This window comes from Pseudoxanthomonas sp. LjRoot206 (assembly GCF_056175725.1).
Genome location: NZ_JBGFFI010000001.1, coordinates 782,259 through 798,822, shown reverse-complemented (window position 1 = coordinate 798,822; position 16,564 = coordinate 782,259). Strand labels below are relative to the sequence as shown.

The window sequence follows — 16,564 nt, the reverse complement described above, 5'->3', positions numbered from 1 at the left end:
CAATCTGGGCATTATCGTGCCCGATATGGGCATGAACGACAGTCCCCGGTCCGGCAAGGTCAGCGAAGCGGCGGCGCGCTATGCCGGCGCCAGCCTGTCCAGCGCCCTGTTCACCACCACCCAGCAGCGCGTGCTGGCCTGCCTGTTCGGCGAGCCCGGACGCAGCTACGCAGTCAACGAACTGATCCAGGCCACCGGCGCCGGCAGCGGCGCCGTCCAGCGCGAGCTGGCCCGCCTGGCCGGCAGCGGCCTGCTGACCGTCGAGCACGTCGGCAACCAGAAGCGCTACCGCGCCAACCCTGACGCGCCGATCCACGACGAGCTGGTGTCCATCGTCCGCAAGACCTTCGGCCTGGCCGAGCCGCTGCGCGAAGCGCTGGCGCCGCTGGCCGGGCGCATCCACGCCGCTTTCCTCTACGGGTCGATCGCCAAGGGCAGCGACACCGCCCGCAGCGACATCGATCTGATGGTAATCGCCGACGACCTGGCTTACGGCGACGTGATGCTGGCGCTTCACCCGGTGGCCGAACGGCTCGGCCGGCAGGTCAATCCCACGGTCTACGCGCGCGACGAGCTGCGCACCCGGATCGACGCAGGGAACAGCTTCGTCACCCGGGTCCTGCAACAACCGCGGCAGTGGCTGATCGGGGGCGACGATGACCTCGCCGCTTGAGAATCTGGCCGGTTCCAGCGGCCCGCTCAGTGCCGAACCTCCCGACAAGAAGGAAGTCGCCGGCCTGCTGCGCTCCGGGCTGGCGCGACTGGCCGATGCGCACAGCGACGCGTTGTCGCTGGAAAGCCGCTTCGACCTGGCCTACAACGCCGCGCACGCGCTGAGCCTGGCGGCGCTGCGCCGCGCCGGCTACCGCGCGCGCCATCGCTATATCGTCTTCCAGGTGCTGCCGCATACGCTGGGGCTCGGCCCCGAGGTCTGGCGGGTGTTGGCCAAAGCGCATGACCTGCGCAACCTCGCCGAATACGAAGGCCACGTGGAGGTGGACCGGCGCCTGGTCAACGACGTGATCGCCGCCTGCGAGCGCGTCTCCGACGCGCTGGAACGATGATCCGCAGTGCCGGGCCCATTCCCGCACCGTCGCGGCAACGCAGCGCGAAACCCGCGCAGTCAGCCCCTACAATCCGTCCATGCTGAAAATCGACACCCACGCGCATTTCCTGCCCCGTGACTGGCCCGACCTGGCGGCCAAGTACGGCGACCTGCGCTTCCCGGTGATCCACCACGGCGACGACGGTCGTCACCGCATCTACAAGGATGGCAAGTTCTTCCGCGAAATCCTGCCCAAGACCTGGGACCCGGAGGAACGCATCGCCGACTACGCCCAGTTCGGCGTGCAGGTACAGGTGATTAGCACGGTACCGGTGATGTTCAGCTACTGGGCCAAGCCGCATCACGCCCTGGAACTGCACCAGGCGCTCAACGACCACACCGCCGCCGCCTGCCGCGACTACCCGCGCCATTACGCCGGCATCGGCACGGTGCCGATGCAGTCCCCCCGCCTGGCCGTGCAGGAACTGGAACGCTGCATGGACCAACTGGGGCTGCAGGGCGTGCAGATCGGCAGCCACGTCAACGATTGGAACCTGGACGCGCCGGAGCTGTTCGAGTTCTTCCAGGCCGCCAGCGAGCTCGGCGCAGCGATCCTGGTGCATCCGTGGGACATGATGGGCGCGGCGTCCATGACGAAGTACTGGCTGCCCTGGCTGGTGGGCATGCCGGCCGAACAGTCGCGCGCCGCGTGCAGCCTGATCTTCGGTGGCGTGCTGGAACGCCTGCCCCAGCTGAAGGTCTGCTTCGCCCACGGCGGCGGCAGTTTCCCCTACACCATCGGTCGCATCGAGCATGGCTTCAACATGCGGCCGGACCTGGTGGCCACCGACAATCATCGCAACCCGCGCGACTACCTGGGCCGCGTGTACTTCGACTCCTGGGTCGCCGATCCGCGCGCGCTGCGTTACCTGCTGGACACCGTCGGCCACGCGCGCGTCATGCTGGGCACCGACTACCCGTTCCCGTTGGGCGAACAGGAACCCGGCGCCGGCATCGCCGCGCTGGGCCTGGACCCCGTCCAGCAGGCCCGCCTCTACCACGGCACCGCGCTGGAATGGCTGGGCCTGCCCGCATCGCGCTTCGCATGATCTCTTTCGTCCCGGCGCACTGTCACCGGTATCGTTCCACCTGATCTCCTGCCTCCATGACCGACCCGCTGTCCCGCACCCACATCATCGCCCTCGATGCCGCCGACCCGCTGCGTCCGCTCCGCAACGAATTCCTGATCCCGCGCCACAAGCACAACGACCAGATCTATTTCTGCGGCAACTCGCTCGGCCTGCAGCCGAAAGCCGCGCGCACCTATATCAACGAGGTGCTGGACAAGTGGTCCACCGAAGCGGTCGAAGGCCACTTCACCGGCAATGCGCAGTGGATGACCTACCACGAACTGGTACGCGATCCGCTGGCGCGCGTGGTCGGCGCCGAGCCGGCCGAAGTGGTGGCGATGAACACGCTGACCACCAACCTGCACCTGATGATGGTCAGCTTCTACCGCCCGACCTCCGAGCGGCCGGCGATCCTGATGGAGGCCGGTGCGTTCCCGTCCGACCGCCATGCGATGGAATCGCAGGTGCGTTTCCACGGGTTCGATCCCGCGACCGACCTGATCGAGGTCGAACCGGACCAGCCCGACGGCACGCTGTCGATGGCCGCGATCGAGCGCGCCATCGCCGAGCACGGCCCGCGCTTGGCGCTGGTGCTGTGGCCCGGCATCCAGTACCGCACCGGCCAGGCGTTCGACCTGGCCGAGATCGCACGCCTGGGCCATGCGCAGGGCGCCGTCGTCGGCGTCGACCTGGCGCACGCGGTCGGCAACCTGCCGCTGCGGCTGCACGATAGCGGGGTCGATTTCGCGGTCTGGTGCCACTACAAGTACCTCAACTCCGGTCCGGGCGCCGTCGCTGGCTGCTTCGTGCATGCGCGCCACGCGAATACGGATCGGCCGCGTTTCGCCGGATGGTGGGGTCACGAGAAGGAAACCCGCTTCCGCATGGCGCCGGAATTCGTGCCCACACCCGGCGCCGAAGGCTGGCAGCTCAGCAATCCGCCGATCCTCGGCCTGGCGCCGCTGCGCGCGTCGCTGGAGCTGTTCGAGAAGGCCGGTGGGATGGAGGCGATCCGCACCAAGTCGCTGAAGATCACCGGGCTGCTGGAAGCACTGATCCAGACGCGTCTCTCGGATGTCCTGCAGATCATCACGCCCGGCGACACGACCCAACGCGGCGCGCAGTTGTCGTTACGCGTGATCGGCGGCCGGGAGCGCGGACGCGAACTGTTCGAGTACCTGCTGTCGGTCGGCACCGTCGGCGACTGGCGCGAACCGGACGTGATCCGCATCTCGCCCGCCCCGCTCTACAACCGCTACATGGATGTCCACCGCTTCGTCGAGGAAGTCGAGACGTGGCGGGGGTTCTGATCCGGAGACATGCGCTTGGGCACTGAGATGCCACGACACATCACCATCATCGGCGCCGGCCTCGCCGGTGCGCTGCTGGCCACACTGATGGCGCGCGCCGGCTGGCGCGTGGACGTGTTCGAGAAGCGCGGCGATCCGCGCGTGCAGGGCTACGCGGGTGGGCGCTCGATCAACCTGGCGCTGACCGAACGCGGTCGCCATGCGCTGCGCATGGCCGACGCCGACGACGCGGTGATGCGGCAGGCAGTGATGATGCGCGGCCGCATGGTGCATGCGCTCGACGGACGCTTGCAGCTGCAGCGCTACGGGCGCGACGACTCCGAGGTCATCTGGTCGATCCATCGTGGCGACCTAAACATCACGCTGCTGGACCTCGCGGAACGTGCCGGCGCAGCGCTGCATTTCCACCGCCGGCTCGATGCCGTGGACTTCGACGCGCGCATCGCCCGCTTCGCCGATGAGCAGGATGGCCGCCTCCACAACGTTGCATTCACCGCACTGATCGGTGCGGACGGCGCGGGATCCTCGCTGCGGGGCGCGATGCAGGGCCGCGAGGATCTGGGCGAGCGCACCGAGTTCCTCGACCATTCCTACAAGGAACTGGAAATTCCGCCGTCCGCCGACGGCGGCTTCATGATGGAGCCGAATGCGCTGCACATCTGGCCGCGCGGGCACTATATGTGCATCGCGTTGCCGAACGACGAGCGCACCTTCACGGTGACCCTGTTCCTGCCCAACCAGGGAGATCCGAGCTTCGCCAGCGTGCGCAACGGCCGCGAGGCCAAGGTGTTGTTCCTGCGCGATTTCGCCGATGCCGTACCGCTCATCCCGGAACTGGAACAGGACTGGGAAGCCAATCCCACCGGCCTGCTCGCCACGCTGTACCTGGACCGCTGGCATCTCGGCGGTCAGGCGGTGCTGCTGGGCGACGCGGCGCATGCGATGGTTCCGTTCCACGGACAGGGCATGAACTGCGCTTTCGAGGACTGCGTCGCGCTGTCGCGACACCTGCAGGCCTCCGATGACCTCGCCCAGGCGTTCGCCGCCTTCGAGGCCGAGCGCAAGCCGAACGCGCTCGCTATCCAGGAAATGGCGCTGGAGAACTACGTGGAGATGCGCGACAAGGTCGACGACAGCGGCTTCCTGCTGCAGCGCGAACTCGAACTGGTGCTGCAGCAGCGGCATCCGCAGCGCTTCGTCCCGCACTACACGATGGTCAGCTTCATGCGCATCCCATATGCCGTGGCGCAGCACCGCAGCCATGTGCAGCGCGATCTGCTGGTGCGGCATACGGACGGGCGGTCTTCGCTCGCGGGGATCGACTGGGAGGCGGTCGATGCCGATGTGCTAGCCCGCCTGCCTGTGCTGGAGGATGCGGCGGGGTGAGCGCCAGTTTTCTCTTCTACGATCTGGAGACCTTCGGCGCCGATCCGCGCCGTAGCCGGCTGGCGCAGTTCGCCGCCGTGCGCACCAGTCCCGCGCTGGAAGTGATCGATGAGCCAATCAGTTTCTTCGTGCAACCGGCGGATGATTTGTTGCCCTCCCCCATCGCAACGCTCATCACCGGCATCACGCCACAGCATGCCCGCAGCGAAGGAGTCAACGAAGCCGAGGCGTTTGCCCGCATCGCCGACGAGATGGGACGGCCGGAGACCTGCACGCTCGGCTACAACAGCCTGCGCTTCGACGACGAGTTCGTGCGCCACGGGCTGTTCCGCAACTTCCATGAACCCTACGAGCGCGAGTGGCGCGGCGGCAACTCGCGCTGGGACCTGCTGGACGTGATGCGGCTGATGCACGCACTGCGGCCCGACGGCATCGTCTGGCCGAAACGCGACGACGGTGCCACCTCGTTCAAGCTGGAGCAGCTCGCCATCGCCAACCGCGTGCGCGACGGCGATGCGCATGAAGCACTATCGGACGTGCGGGCCACCATCGGTCTGGCACGGCTGATGCGGCAGTCGCAGCCGCGGCTATGGGAGTACGCGCTGCAGCTGCGCGACAAGCGCTTCGCCGCACGCCTGCTCGACACCACCGCCATGTTGCCGGTGCTGCACGTGTCGCAGCGTTACCCCGCGCACCGGCTGTGCGCGGCGCCGGTGCTGCCGCTGGCGAGGCATCCGCGGATCGACAACCGGGTGATCGTGTTCGACCTGGACAGCGACCCGACGCCGCTGCTGTCGATGTCGCCGGACGACATCGCCGACCGTCTCTACACGCCCGCTGCCGATCTTCCCGAAGGCGAGCAGCGGATTCCGCTGAAGGAGGTGCACTTGAACCGTGCACCGGCGCTAGTGGCCTGGTCGCACCTGCGGCCGGCGGACCTGGACCGGCTGGGCATCGATCCCGCACGCTGCGAGCTCCATGCCGCGATCCTGCGCGAAGCCGGCCCCGAACTGGCCGAGACGGTGCGGAGGGTGTTCGCCCGCGAACGCAGCTTCGAGACCGGCGATGTCGACGGCTCGCTTTATGACGGTTTCCTGGCCGACGCGGACAAGCGCCGCTTCACCGATGTACGGACCACTCCGCCCGCCCTGCTGGGCCAGCGCGACTTCGGCTTCCGTGATCCGCGTTTGCCGGAGCTGCTGTTCCGCTACCGCGCCCGCAACTGGCCCGATACCCTGTCCGCCGATGAACGCCAGCGCTGGGACGACTACCGCTGGCAGCGGCTGGCGACGGACAGCGGCTTGTCGGAGTACAGCTTCGAGACCTTCGATGCCGAAGTCGCACAACTGCGACACACAGAGGCCGGGAACGCCGACCGGCTGGCGCTGCTGGACAGGATCCAGCAGTGGCGGGACGGGATCCAGGCAAGCCTGTAGGCGGACATCGAGGGCAGCCTTGTCGGTGCCATGACACCGGCTTGTCTAGAATGGCGGGCATGGCCACCTATTTCTCCGATGCCAGTTTCAAGTTCCTGCGCGGGCTGGCGCGCCACAACGACAAGACCTGGTTCAACGACCACAAGGCGCAGTACGAAGACCACGTACGCCAGCCGTTCCTGCGCCTGCTGACCGACCTGCAGCCGGACCTCGCGGCGGTCAGCCTGCATTTCCGCGCCGACCCGAAGACCGTCGGCGGCTCGCTGTTCCGCATCTACCGCGACGCACGCTTCTCCAACGACAAGTCGCCCTACAAGTCCTGGCAGGGCGCGCGGCTGTACCACGAGCGCCACAAGCAGGTGCCTGCACCGTCGTTCTACCTGCACCTGCAGCCGGGCGAATGCTTCGTCGGCGCCGGCCTGTGGCATCCGGAACCGGATACGCAGCGCCGGGTCCGCCAGTTCATCCTCGACAACCCGGGCAGCTGGAAGAAGGCTGCGCACGATCCGGCATTCCGCCGCCGTTTCGACTTCGAGGAGAGCGAGAAGCTGGTCCGTCCGCCGCGCGGCTTTCCGGCGGATTTCGAGTTCGTCGAAGACCTGAAACACCGCAATTTCGTCTTCTGGCGCTCACTGGACGATGCCACGATGACCGGGCCGCGCCTGCGGCAGACGCTGGCCGGCGACCTGAAGACGCTGGGACCGTTCGTCGACTATCTCTGCGCCGCGCTGGATTTGGAATTCTGACCCGGAGATCTCACCGATGAAGGGCTCGCTGATGAAGAGATGGCTCGTGGGCGGTGTGCTGCTGGCACTGGTGCTGGGACTGGCGACCTACGTGGTGGCCGGCCCGTATCTCGCCATCCACGGTATCCGTACCGCATTGGCGGAGCAGGACACGGCGAAGCTTGAGCGGTACGTGGATTTCCCCGCCCTGCGCGTCAACCTGCGCGCACAGGTGGAGGACTACCTGGCGCGCCGCGCCGGGCCGGAGGTATCGTCCAACCTGTTCGGCGCAGCCGCGCTCTCGATCGCCAACCAGGTGCTGGGGCGCGGTGTGGATACCCTGGTCACGCCGATGGGTATCGCCGCCATCCTGCAGGGACGCTCGACGTGGAAACGCGCGGTAGGCGACACCATCGACGGCGACACGTACGCGCCCGCGGTGCCGGCCGAGCCGTTGAAGGAGGCCGAGCACCGCTACGAATCGCTGTCGCGCTTCACCGCCACCGTGCACGACGCCGATGGCGATCCGGTTGTCTTCGTCATCACCCGCGAGGGCCTGCGCTGGCGCCTGACCGACATCCGTTTGCCGCTCCAGCCCTGATCCGCCGCCCTCATGCATGCAGGGCCGGCAGCACGGCCCAGTCCGCGTCGGCCTGAGGCAGGAGCAAGCGGAACAGGTCGTCGACCGTGCGGACCTCGTCGAGGATCGCCGCGCGCGCGGCCTCCTCTGCGTCGTCCTGCGACATCCTGTCCTGCCAGAGCGCCCCCAGCAGCACGCTCTTCTTCTCGTAGGCATCGAGTCGGACATAGCGGCTGACCCGTTCGATGCGCTTCGTCCAGCTGCTTTGCCAATAGAAGCTGCGGCGGTCGGCGAAGTGCTCGCAACGCGGGAGAAAATGGAATGGACAGGCCCCGTTCTCCAACACGTCGAACCCCTCGGTGATCGTGAACGCATATACGCGCTCGCCGTCCTGCGCGAAGCGCGTATGCGGCACCAGGCGGAACTTGTCGGCGTCCGCATCCTGTATCCGGACCCCGCGGCAGTAGATCGCGCTGCCGATGCGCGCGTAATGCGGCGATATCACCTGCAGCTCGCTGCAGAGATCCGTGCGCGGCACCCGCATCATCCTGATCTTGTTGGGCAGCCAGTAGCTGGCGTAGTGCAGATGCCGGCCATCGTCGACGTATGCCCAGAAATCCGGCCCCTCGCCGCCCTGCGTGACCACACGGCAGGCCGCCGCCGACAAGCCCAGATCGTAGGCCTTCTCCTCCATCACCCGCTGGCCACCCCATTCGCGCCTGCGATGTACCAGATGCAGACGCCCACCCCGCGCTTCCAGACACATGGCGCACCCCCGCCCGCGCGACGCTGCGCGGCTGATCGTGCTCAAGAAATCGCGGGTATCAGCAGGCGCCGGACAGCGACAGGGCGACGGACATCACGGATTCGCGACGCCGTGGGGAACGTGACCGGCGGCGACGTGATGACGGGCGCTGTCGATGTTGTGCTGCGAGTCGTCGAAGAAGATGTCGGCGCCGAACGCTTCCAGGAACGGTCCCTTGTGGCGTCCGCCAAGGAACAGCGCTTCGTCCAGGCGCACGCCCCATTCGCGCAACGTGCGGATCACGCGCTCGTGCGCCGGCGCCGACCGCGCGGTGACCAGCGCGGTGCGGATCGGCGAGCGCTCGTCCGCCGGGAACACCTGCTGCAACTGGTGCAGGGCCGACAGGAAGTTGCGGAACGGGCCGCCGGACAATGGCTCGCGCGCACGTTCCTGCTCGTGCTTGCCGAATGCCTCCACGCCCTGCTCGCGCGAGATGCGTTCGCTCTCGTCGCTGAAGATCACCGCGTCGCCATCGAAGGCGATGCGCAGCTGGTGCTCGTGGCGCAGCTGCGGTGCGCCGGCTGGCAGGATGGTCGCTGCCGCGATGCCGTGCTCCAGCGAGCGCCGCACCGAGTCCGGGTTGGCCGACAGGAACAGGTCGGTGCCGAACGGCTTAACGTAGGGCCATGTCGGCTCACCGGCAGTGAAGGTGGCGCGCACGATGCCCAGCCCGTAGTGCTGGATGGAGTTGAAGATGCGCAGGCCGGTGTCCGCCGAATTGCGCGATAGCAGGATCACCTCGACCCGGGGCGCGTCCGGGGACGCGCCGGCATTGAGGGCCAGCAGCTTGCGCACCACGGGATAAGCGATGCCGGGCGCCAGCACATCATCCTCGTGGTGGCGTTGGTAATCGCTGTACGCCTGCACGCCCTCGCGCTCGTACAGCGCATGGCTTTCTTCCAGATCGAACAGGGCGCGCGAGGTGACGGCGACCGTCAGCAGGCGGGGGGTATTGTCGGCCATGCGCACAGTATCGGCGATCCCCGGCGCAGGAGGCGAGACCGCAGCGCCTACCCCCCGGGGGTGGCGGCGATCCGCAGCTGCGCAGGCGGCCCGCGACGGTTGTCCGGCGTCACTGCGCGCACTTCCACCAGCAGGTCGATGCGCGCCTGCTGCGCCGGTGGTCCGTCATTCCAGAGGAAGACGAATTCGCTCCGGCGCCCGTCCACCCGCCCTGCCATCGGCTGCGATGGGAGAATGGACAGCGCGTCCTCACCACCGACGACCCGGAACTCGAATCCGAGGTCGCGCAGCTTGTAATCCGTACCGCGTGGCCATTCGACGCTGAGCGTCAACAGCCCGCTGGCGTCGCAGGAGGCCCGTCCGTCCACGCCGCGCGTGAGGCTCACCACCTCGATCACGGGCGATTTCAATCCACCGGCTTCTGTCGCAGGCGACATGGCCGTCACCGCGAACGGCGTGGTGCCGGTGGACAGAGTGCAGGCGGCGGCGTCTGCCACGGCCAACAGGGCGAACAGCATTACCGCGCATGTCTTCTGCATCGAAACCCCTCCCCGGGTGGATGCGAACCGGACGGCTACGGGGCGCTGGATAGCACGCGTGAGGTGACCCGGCAAGCCGCAGCGCGGCGAAACCGCGGTGTCCTGGGGACAGTGCGACTCAGGTCATGAACTGTTCGCTGAGGATGCGCTCTTCGAGGTTGTGTTCGCGATCGAACAGCAGCGTGACCGTGCGGTCGCGTGATTCGCGGATGGTCACCTCGACCACGTCGCGGACTTCGTGCGAGTCCGCCGTGGCGCTGACCGGGCGCTTGTACGGATCCAGCACGCGGAAACGCACCTCCGTATCGGCTTTCAGGATGGCGCCGCGCCAGCGGCGCGGACGGAACGGCGCGATCGGCGTCAGCGCGATGGTGTGCGAGCCGAGCGGCAGGATCGGGCCGTGCGCGGAGAAGTTGTAGGCCGTGCTGCCGGCCGGCGTCGCGGTCAGCACGCCGTCGCAGATCAGCTCGTCCAGCCGCGTATGGCCGTTGAGGTCGATGCAGAGGTGCGCCGCCTGCCGCGTCTGCCGCAGCAGCGACACCTCGTTGTACGCCAGCGACGACGTCGAGGTGCCGGATTCGGTCAGCGCGTGCATCTCCAGCGGACGCAGCTTCGCCGGTTCGGCGGCCGCGATCCGCTCGACCAGGCCGTCGGACCGGTAGTGGTTCATCAGGAAGCCGACCGTCCCCAGTTTCATGCCGAATACCGGCTTGCCCAGCGCACCATGCCGATGCAGCGTCTGCAGCATGAAGCCATCGCCGCCCAGCGCACACACCACGTCCGCCTGGTCGGGCGCATGCGCACCGTGTTCGCGCTGCAGGGTCGCCAGCGCCTCCTGCGCTTCGGGCGTGGGGCTGGCGAGAAAAGCGATGCGCGGGTCGGACATCCGTGGCTCCAGGTCGGCGGCGCGTGCGATCAGGCGGGACAGCGGGCAATCGATGACGTCACATCGAGCGCTTTCGCGATCCCGACAGGGTCGGTGATCATGAAGGCGCCGTGGTCACGGGTCCAGTAGTCGTAGGCGAGCGAACGGATGTCCGGATCGGTGATGGCGAATCCGCCTTCGGCCTCGCGCGTTTCCAGCATCCGGCGCGTTGCATCGAACGCCTCGACGCCGGCCTGCTGGAACAGCAGCCGACCGCCACCGTATTCATCATGCAGGCGCTTCTGCAGCTTGACGTTGCCGAGCAGCATGCTGAGCACCCCGCCCTTCAGTGCGGGATCCTCGGGTAGCGCGTAGCCGTTGCCACTGCATGCGGTGTACGCCGCTATCGCGGCCTCGGCACGCTGCTTCTCCGACTCCGTCGGGCGCGCACTCGCGGCATGGTCGCGTATCCACCGACGCAAGGTCGGCGCCATGAACAGCGAACGCGCGCTGTCCGCGCGTGCCTGCGGACTATCACCGGTGATCTGGTCGGCATAGACCGGCTGTCCTGCCACCTGCCCCACTTGCCGACGCGGCTCTGCCGCCCCCGCCGACAGCGCCCAAGACAACAACAGCCATACCGCGATCTTGCGCATGTTGCGTCTCCGCAAAAACGAAAATGGGCGACCCGCAGGTCGCCCCGATTCTAGCCAGTAATCGCGGCCGGCGTGCACCGGCCGCGTTACCGTGCATCAGCCCTGCGAAGCCAGTTGACCCAACCGCTGCACCGCGACCGATGCCGTCGGATAGTCCAGCGTCTTCTGCGCCGCCAGCTCGTTGAGCATGCTCAGCGTGAAGCGCAGGCCCGCATCGTCGCGGCCCAGCCACGCTTTGACCTTGGCGTCGGCGTTGCCCCCCGGCAGCGACAGTACCTGGTTGGCCAGCGTGCGCTGGTGCGCGGCGAGCTCGTCGCGCAACACGCCACGGGCCACCGCATGCCAGCGGCCGTCGACCTTCAGGGCCTCGATCTGTTCCTGCAGCCACGGCAGGTGCAGGGCCTCGCCCAGGCGGTAGTGGACCTTGGACACGTCGACCGGCTTGAGCTTGCGCGCGCGCGCCAGTTCGATGATGTCGCAGGACGGTTCCAGGTACGGCAGCGCCGCGATCTGGCCGGCCAAAGCGGGCGGCAAGCCCTTGTCCTTCCACGCCTGCAGGCTGGCGTTGTACGCCGGACGCAGCGAATCCGGCAGCACGCCATCGGCGGCACGGATCTCGTTGAAACCGTCGTGGTAGCGCTCCACCGCGGTGGCGATCGCCGGGATCGGACCCTGCCGGGTCAGCAGCCAGCGGGTGAAGTTGCGCTGTACCTGCCAGATGACCTGCAGGGCATCGATCTGCACCGACTCCGGCACCTGGCCGTCCAGCGCGTCGATCTGGTTCCACAGCGCCCGCGCATCCAGCGTCTCGCGGGTGATGGTGAAGGCCTTGGCCACTTCCGCCGGCGAGCGGCCGGTGTCTTCCTGCATGCGCAGCAGGAAGGTGGCGCCCATGCGGTTGATGGTGGTGTTGGTCACCGCCGTGGCGATGATCTCGCGCTTCAGGCGGTGCTTCTCCATCTCCGAGGCGTATTTCTTCTGCAGCGGCTGCGGGAAGTAGCGCTGCAGCTCCTTGGACAGGTACGGATCCTCGGGGATGTCGGATTCCAGCAACTGCTGGAACGCGACCAGCTTGGAGTACGACAGCAGCACCGACAGTTCCGGACGGGTCAGGCCTTGGCCGCGCGCCTTGCGTTCGGCCAGTTCCGCGTCCGACGGCAGGAACTCGATCTGCCGGTCCAGCAGGCCCTGCGATTCCAGCGTCTGGATGAAGTGCTGCTTGGAACCCAGGCGCGAGACGCTCATGCGCTCCATCAGGCTGATGGCCTGGTTCTGGCGGTAGTTGTCCCACAGCACCAGGTCGGCCACTTCATCGGTCATGTCCGCCAGCAGCTTGTTGCGGGCGTCCATCGACAGCTTCTTCGCCTGCACCACGCCGTTGAGCAGGATCTTGATGTTCACCTCGTGGTCGGAGGTGTCCACGCCGGCGGAGTTGTCGATGAAGTCGGTGTTGAGCAGCACGCCGTGCTGGGCCGCCTCGATGCGACCCAGCTGGGTCAGGCCCAGGTTGCCGCCCTCGCCCACCACCTTGCAGCGCAGGTCGCGGCCGTCGACGCGCAGGCCATTGTTGGCACGGTCGCCGACATCGGCATGCGTCTCGCTCGCCGCCTTGACGTAGGTGCCGATGCCGCCGTTCCACAGCAGGTCGACCGGCGACTTCAGGATGGCGCTCATCAGTTCGTTCGGCGTCATCGACTTCACGCCATCGGCGATGCCGAGCGCGGCGCGCACTTCCGGGGTGATCTCGATGGACTTGGCGCTGCGCGGATGGATGCCGCCGCCCTTCGAGATCAGCTTGGCGTCGTAGTCGGCCCAGCTGGAGCGCGGCACCTTGAACATGCGGTCGCGTTCCTTGAACGACCTGGCCGCATCCGGGTTCGGATCCAGGAAGATGTGGCGGTGGTCGAACGCGGCCAGCAGGCGGATGTGCTCGGACAGCAGCATGCCGTTGCCGAACACGTCACCGGACATGTCGCCGATGCCGACGCAGGTGAAGTCCTCGGTCTGGCTGTCGCGGTTCATCGCGCGGAAATGGCGCTTGACCGACTCCCACGCGCCGCGCGCGGTGATACCCATGCCCTTGTGGTCGTAACCCACCGAACCGCCGGAGGCGAACGCATCGCCCATCCAGAAGCCGTGCGCGATGGCCAGGCCGTTGGCGATGTCGGAGAACGTCGCCGTGCCCTTGTCGGCGGCGACGACCAGGTACGGATCGTCCTGGTCGTGGCGCACCACGTCGACCGGCGGCACAATCTTGTTGCCGACGATGTTGTCGGTGATGTCCAGCAGGCCCTGGATGAAGAGCTTGTAGCAGGCGATGCCTTCGGCCAGCACGGCATCGCGGTCGCCGCCGACCGGCGGACGCTTCACGAAGAAGCCGCCCTTCGCGCCGACCGGCACGATCACGGTGTTCTTCACCATCTGCGCCTTGACCAGGCCCAGCACCTCGGTACGGAAGTCTTCGCGGCGGTCGGACCAGCGCAGGCCGCCCCGGGCCACCGGACCGAAGCGCAGGTGCACGCCCTCCACGCGCGGGCCATAGACGAAGATCTCGCGGTACGGGCGCGGCTTGGGCAGGTCGGGCACCTTGGCCGAGTCGAACTTGAAGCTGATCGTGTGCGCCGGCCTGCCGTCCTTGCCGGTCTGGTAGAAGCTGGTGCGCAGCGTGGCTTCGATGGCGCCCATGAAGCCGCGCAGGATGCGGTCCTCATCCAGGCTCGACACGCGATCCATCAGCTTCAGCAGCGACTGGTGCGCGGCCTCAACCTGCTGCTCGCGCTTGCCGCCGCGGGCCTCGACCAGCGCCGCCAGCGTCTTGCGGGCGGATTCGTCGTCGCCGGCCAGCGGCTTCAGCTGTGCGGCGAAGCGCTCCTGGCCCTCCTTGATCTGCGTCTTGCTCTCGCTGCCGGTCGCCGGATCGAAACGCGCCTCGAACAGTTCCACCAGCAGACGTGCGAGCAGCGGGTAGCGGTTGAGGGTTTCTTCGACGTAGCTCTGCGAGAACGGCACGCCGGTCTGCAGCAGGTATTTGCAGTAGCCGCGCAGCAGCGCGACCTGGCGCCAGGCCAAGCCGGCACCGAGCACGAGCTTGTTGAAGCCGTCGTTCTCCGCGTCGCCGCGCCACACGCGGGCGAAGGCGTCCTCGAACGTCGGCGCCAGGCGCTCGACATCGAAGTCGCCGCCCACCGGCTCGACCTCGAACTCCTGGATGTAGCGCGCACCCTGCGCGGTCTCCAGGCGGAACGGATGCTCGGAGATCACGCGCAGGCCCATGTTCTCCATCAGCGGCAGCGCGTCGGAGAGCGGGATGTCGGATTCCTGCTTGTACAGGTTCAGGCGCAGGCGGCCCTGGCCCGGACGCTTGCGGCGCGACTCGTGCAGGCTCAGGCGCAGGTCGTCGACGCCGGACAGCGCGGCCAGGTGCTCGACATCGCGTGCGGCGCCTTCCGGCGAGACGACTTCGATGTAGCCCGCCGGCAGCGCACGGCCATAGCCGCCGGCCAACAGCAGGCCCTGCGACTCGCCGTGGCGACCGATCAGGGTCTCGCGCAGGTCGTCCTGCCAGTTGCGCAGCAGGTGGGCGATGTCGCCCTCGAGCGCGGAGGTATCGACCTCGACCTGCTCGCCGGCCTTGGGACGGATGGTGATGTGCAGCTGCGCCAGCGGCGATTCGCCCAGCAGTACGCTGCTGTCGACGTATTCGCCACGCATGGCGTCCTTCAGCAGCGACTCGATGCGCAGGCGCACGTCGGTGTTGAAGCGCTCGCGTGGGATGTAGACCAGTGCCGAATAGAAACGGCCGTAGCGGTCGCGGCGCAGGAACAGCTTGCTGCGCACGCGTTCCTGCAGGCCGAGGATGCCCATCGAGGTGCGGAACAGCTCTTCGTCGCTGGACTGGAACAGTTCTTCGCGGGGCAGCGTCTCCAGGATGTGGCGCAGCGCCTTGCCGCTGTGGCCGCTGGGCGACAGCCCGGACTTCTGCATGACGTATTCGTGGCGCTCGCGCACCAGCGGGATTTCCCACGGGCGGCGGTTGTAGGCGCTGGAGGTGTACAGGCCGATGAAACGCTGCTCGGCGATCGGATTGCCCTGCGCGTCGAACTCCAGCACGCCGATGTAGTCCATGTTGCCCGGGCGGTGCACGGTGGAGCGGCGGTTGGTCTTCGTCAGGATCAGCGCATCGACCGAGCCGCCCTGCGGCAGGTAATGCGCGGCCAGCGTCTTGATGTTGCGCGGGGGCGTGGTGTCGCCCTCGCGCAGCAGGCCCAGGCCACTGTCTTCGACGGCGGCGAGGATACCGGTGCTCTTCTCGACGCGGTATTCGCGGTAGCCGAAGAAGGTGAAGTGGTCGGCGGCGGCCCAGCGCAGGAATTCCTGCGCCTCGCGGCGACCGTCATCGTCCACCGGCATGCGGCGGGTGGCCATGTCGTCGGCCAGCGCCAGCATCTTCTCGCGCATGCTGGACCAGTCGCGCACGATGGCGCGCACTTCATCCAGCACGCTGCGGATGCGCTTCTCGACCTGCGCCATCTCGTCCGGCGGCAGCCGGTCGATTTCCAGCAGCATCAGCGACTCGTGCTTGCCTTCACCCACGGTGGAGACCTTGCCGGACTTGTCGCGGGTGAAGCGGACCAGCGGGTGGCCCAGCACGTGTACGCCCACGCCCATTTCGGCCAGCGCCATGCTGACCGAATCGACCAGGAACGGCATGTCGTCGTTGACGATCTGCAGCACGGTGTGCGGCGATTCCCAGCCGTGCGTCTTCAGCGAGGCGTTGAAGATGCGCACGTTGGCGGTGCCCGGCTTGCGGGTCCGCGCGAAGGCCAGCGTATCGGCTGCGATCGCGGCCCAGCCGTCCGCGCTGTGGTGCGGATACTCGTCCTCTTCCATGCGCTTGTAGAACGCGTCGGCGAACGTGCGCGCCTCGGCCTGCGCGGTGGCGCCGGAGACGCGCTTGCGGATCGCATCGAGGATCGGCGCCAGCGAGAACGCTTCATTCGTTGTCGCAACCTGCTTGCCCTTCGCTCCTGCGGCCTTTGCCGCCTTCTCCGGTCGGGCGGCCACCTTCTTGGTGGGCGTCGCCTTCGGGCTCACCGACTTGGCGGCCTTCACGGCTTCCGGTTT

The 16,564-nt window shown here is 67.6% G+C and carries 14 protein-coding genes; 8 read left to right on the top strand and 6 right to left on the bottom strand.

Going from position 1 to position 16,564, the window contains the following annotated elements; translation table 11 throughout:
- The first annotated feature begins 31 nt into the window (after positions 1-31).
- From AC04MD_RS03995 to AC04MD_RS03960, 8 genes are all read left to right on the top strand, one after another.
- Positions 32-673 (top strand): nucleotidyltransferase domain-containing protein, encoded by a 642-nt coding sequence (locus tag AC04MD_RS03995; RefSeq protein WP_475496022.1) that lies wholly within the window; start codon positions 32-34, stop codon positions 671-673.
- Positions 657-1,064: a hypothetical protein gene (locus AC04MD_RS03990; RefSeq protein ID WP_055942965.1), complete on the top strand. Its 408-nt coding sequence runs from the start codon at positions 657-659 to the stop codon at positions 1,062-1,064. Before AC04MD_RS03995 ends, AC04MD_RS03990 begins: the two co-directional genes overlap by 17 nt.
- A 79-nt stretch (positions 1,065-1,143) precedes the next feature.
- Positions 1,144-2,154: an amidohydrolase family protein gene (locus tag AC04MD_RS03985; protein WP_475496021.1), complete on the top strand. Its 1,011-nt coding sequence runs from the start codon at positions 1,144-1,146 to the stop codon at positions 2,152-2,154.
- Positions 2,155-2,210: 56 nt separating this feature from the next.
- Entirely contained in the window at positions 2,211-3,485 is a 1,275-nt protein-coding gene (gene kynU / locus AC04MD_RS03980; protein ID WP_475496020.1) for a kynureninase, read from the top strand.
- A gap of 27 nt (positions 3,486-3,512) precedes the next feature.
- Positions 3,513-4,871, top strand: coding sequence for an FAD-dependent oxidoreductase (locus tag AC04MD_RS03975; RefSeq protein WP_475496019.1), 1,359 nt, complete (start codon positions 3,513-3,515; stop codon positions 4,869-4,871).
- Positions 4,868-6,307: an exodeoxyribonuclease I gene (gene sbcB / locus AC04MD_RS03970; protein WP_475496018.1), complete on the top strand. Its 1,440-nt coding sequence runs from the start codon at positions 4,868-4,870 to the stop codon at positions 6,305-6,307. The genes AC04MD_RS03975 and sbcB overlap by 4 nt, the downstream gene beginning before the upstream one ends.
- A 59-nt stretch (positions 6,308-6,366) precedes the next feature.
- Complete coding sequence (locus AC04MD_RS03965; protein WP_475496017.1) at positions 6,367-7,053, top strand: DUF2461 domain-containing protein; 687 nt, start codon at positions 6,367-6,369, stop codon at positions 7,051-7,053.
- A 31-nt stretch (positions 7,054-7,084) separates the two neighbouring features.
- The gene (locus tag AC04MD_RS03960) at positions 7,085-7,633 is read left to right on the top strand and encodes a DUF2939 domain-containing protein (RefSeq protein WP_475496016.1); all 549 of its coding nucleotides are present in this window, start codon (positions 7,085-7,087) and stop codon (positions 7,631-7,633) included.
- Positions 7,634-7,643: 10 nt separating this feature from the next.
- Here AC04MD_RS03960 and AC04MD_RS03955 read toward each other — a convergent pair whose 3' ends face one another.
- The 6 genes from AC04MD_RS03955 to AC04MD_RS03930 all read right to left on the bottom strand — a co-directional run bounded on the left by AC04MD_RS03955 (position 7,644) and on the right by AC04MD_RS03930 (position 16,552).
- Positions 7,644-8,378, bottom strand: coding sequence for a hypothetical protein (locus AC04MD_RS03955; RefSeq protein ID WP_475496015.1), 735 nt, complete (start codon positions 8,376-8,378; stop codon positions 7,644-7,646).
- A 93-nt stretch (positions 8,379-8,471) separates the two neighbouring features.
- Positions 8,472-9,380 carry a 5'-nucleotidase gene (locus tag AC04MD_RS03950; protein ID WP_475496014.1) on the bottom strand — a complete coding sequence of 303 codons (909 nt, stop codon included), beginning with the start codon at positions 9,378-9,380 and terminating at the stop codon, positions 8,472-8,474.
- 47 nt (positions 9,381-9,427) lie between these two features.
- Positions 9,428-9,898, bottom strand: coding sequence for a hypothetical protein (locus tag AC04MD_RS03945; RefSeq protein ID WP_475496013.1), 471 nt, complete (start codon positions 9,896-9,898; stop codon positions 9,428-9,430).
- Positions 9,899-10,037: 139 nt separating this feature from the next.
- A complete protein-coding gene (locus tag AC04MD_RS03940; protein ID WP_475496012.1) occupies positions 10,038-10,805 on the bottom strand; it encodes an NAD kinase in 768 nt (255 codons plus the stop codon).
- A 29-nt stretch (positions 10,806-10,834) separates the two neighbouring features.
- The gene (locus AC04MD_RS03935; RefSeq protein ID WP_475496011.1) at positions 10,835-11,440 is read right to left on the bottom strand and encodes a hypothetical protein; all 606 of its coding nucleotides are present in this window, start codon (positions 11,438-11,440) and stop codon (positions 10,835-10,837) included.
- Positions 11,441-11,536: 96 nt separating this feature from the next.
- Positions 11,537-16,552 carry an NAD-glutamate dehydrogenase gene (locus AC04MD_RS03930; protein ID WP_475496166.1) on the bottom strand — a complete coding sequence of 1,672 codons (5,016 nt, stop codon included), beginning with the start codon at positions 16,550-16,552 and terminating at the stop codon, positions 11,537-11,539.
- Positions 16,553-16,564 lie beyond the last annotated feature (12 nt).